Source organism: Hydrogenivirga sp. (assembly GCF_056450045.1).
Genome location: NZ_JBWONM010000024.1, coordinates 1 through 2,241, shown reverse-complemented (window position 1 = coordinate 2,241; position 2,241 = coordinate 1). Strand labels below are relative to the sequence as shown.

Here is a 2,241-nt window from a genome sequence, read left to right as displayed (position 1 = left end):
TGGGAAAGGACGCCCTTGTGGTCGTAGTCAACACCATCTTCCACCATGACGACCTTCCCTCAAGGCTACTCAAAGAGATAGAGCAAAGAACCCTGAAGAACTGGCTGGGTTTGAGGTTCTCAGCTATCAAAGAGGACGGAAAGCCCCTTTGGGAAGGAAAGTGGAAGCTTGAGGACTTGGAAGAGAAAAAGCTTGTCTTAGGCTCTTCAAAGTTTGCCACCGAATACATGAATGAGCCGACTTCCGACGAAGAAGCAATATTTAAGATGGAGTGGATAAAGTATTACACCGACGCCCAGCTCCCCCCAAGGGACAGACTGATAATCACGATGGGAGTTGACCCAGCAACCGGAAAACAGCACGGAGACTACAGTGCCTACGTTGTTGTGGGAAAAGACAGAGAAACGGGAAAGATATACGTCCTTGAAGCCTACGGGAAGAAGATCTCGCCCGAGAGGTTCACTCAAGATATAATCTCCGCCTACAAAAGATGGACACCCAAAGTTATACTCTTTGAAGAGATAGCCTTTCAGGAGATCTATAAGAAGACGGTTCTGGAAAAGGCTTCAAAAGAGGGTGTTCACCTTCCCATACGCGGAGTAAAGCACAAGCTCTCTAAGGCGGAGAGGATATACAGGCTCGCACCCCTTGTAGAGAGTGGGTTCCTGCTCTTTAGAGAAGACCAGACACTCCTGATTGACCAGCTCCTTACCTTCCCAAAATCAGATCATGATGACCTCCCCGATGCCCTTGAGATGGCTCTTCAGGGACTTGAGAAAACCCAGAAAACCATACACTTCCTAAAGCTCAGGTGGCTGTGACAACCCCGACACAAGCTCTAACCGCAAGCCTACCTTCAAGCTAAAATGTTCAAGAACATGGATGAGGTTCTTAGAGAATCAGGGAAGTGGTTCCTTCACGTAGCTCTTGCAATAGTGGTTACATTTTTGTTCCAGCCCATTTCTGCAGGAAGGCTCAACTCAGAAGTATTCTTCCTTGCGATTTTTGGCACTGCTTTTTTCTTTGCACTCGGCAACTTTCTGCTGTATCTTTCTAAGAAGGTGAGGGAAAAAGATGGAGTATAAGGATGCTCTCATAGCTTTGATAGCACTTGGCTTTATCTTCGGCTCCGTCCTGATAGCCTTGGGAGTTTGGGAGATAAAAAGACGCAAAAAAGAAACCCCTGCTTCCTGACAACCCCGACACAAGCTCCTTAGCAGAGCTTTAAGCTCTACCTTATGTGGGACTATCAGCTCATAAAAGACGCCTACCTCTCACAGGGAGGCTTTCAGGACGGCTCCTATTTAGAGCCCTTCCCCAGAGAAACTAAGGAAAGGATAGACTCAAGAAGAAAGCTCGCTGTCAGCCTCAACCTCGTCCGAAAGATAACCTTCTCCCTCACAGGACACCTCTTCAGAAAGTCCCCCATCAGAAAAACAGAGTCCAAAGCATACCTTCGCTTCATAGAAGACACCGACACAAAAGGCACCTACATTGACAGCCTCATGAAAAAGGTCTTCCGTCTGGGACTCCTCTACGGAACCGTCTTCATCCTCATAGACAAACCCCCGCTTAAGGTAAAGACCCAGAAAGAAAAAGAACTCCTGAAAGCCTTCCCCTACGCCACCCTACGCCTTCCCTGGCACCTTCAGAGCTACAAAACAGACCAAAAAGGAAAGCTAACAGAGATAACCTTCAAAGAAACTACCCCAGAAAATAAGACCCTCTACAGAACCTTCAACCTGCAGGAGTGGCGTATAGAAGAAGAAACGAAGACCATAGCAAAGGGAAAACACAACCTCTCAGAAGTCCCAGTAGTCGTTTACTCCCCCGTTCCCTCAGACACACCAGACCAGCTCCTCTCCCCTCCCTTCATGCTTGAGATAGCCAAAATCCAGAAACAGGTCTATAACCTCCTCTCTGAGCTTCACTCAGTCCTCAGAGACACAGCCTTTCCCATCTTCACCTTCCCCCTCTCGGACTCTCAGGACATAGAAAAGATTCAAAACCAGCCCCTTACTCTGGGAACCGAAAACGCCATAGCCTATCAGCCACAGGGCTCCGCCAAGCCCGACTTCATAGCCCCTCCTTCAGAACCAGTAAACCAGCTCTTAGAAACCATCAAGTTCCTCATAGAGAAAGCCTACGAACACGCAAACCTCAGCTTTCAGGGAGGAGTCCAGAGCTCAGGAATAGCCAAAGAGTACGAATACCTTGAGTTTTCCAAGATGCTCTCTGACT

3 protein-coding genes are annotated in these 2,241 nt (G+C 48.1%); all 3 read left to right on the top strand.

Annotated elements, in window-relative coordinates; all coding sequences use genetic code 11:
* Positions 1–821, top strand: an 821-nt coding sequence (gene terL / locus AC1HCM_RS00790) for a phage terminase large subunit (protein WP_479459871.1), incomplete at its 5' end; no start/stop codon positions are given.
* Positions 822–878: 57 nt separating this feature from the next.
* On the top strand, positions 879–1,085 hold the full coding sequence (locus AC1HCM_RS00785; protein WP_479459870.1) for a hypothetical protein: 207 nt from the start codon (positions 879–881) through the stop codon (positions 1,083–1,085).
* A 153-nt stretch (positions 1,086–1,238) separates the two neighbouring features.
* A partial coding sequence (locus AC1HCM_RS00780) for a hypothetical protein (RefSeq protein WP_479459869.1) occupies positions 1,239–2,241 on the top strand: 1,003 nt, incomplete at its 3' end.

Excerpts from the sequence above, each read along its gene's own strand:
- AC1HCM_RS00785 (WP_479459870.1), top strand. The coding sequence starts at position 879 with ATGGATGAGGTTCTTAGAGAATCAGGGAAGTGGTTCCTTCACGTAGCT.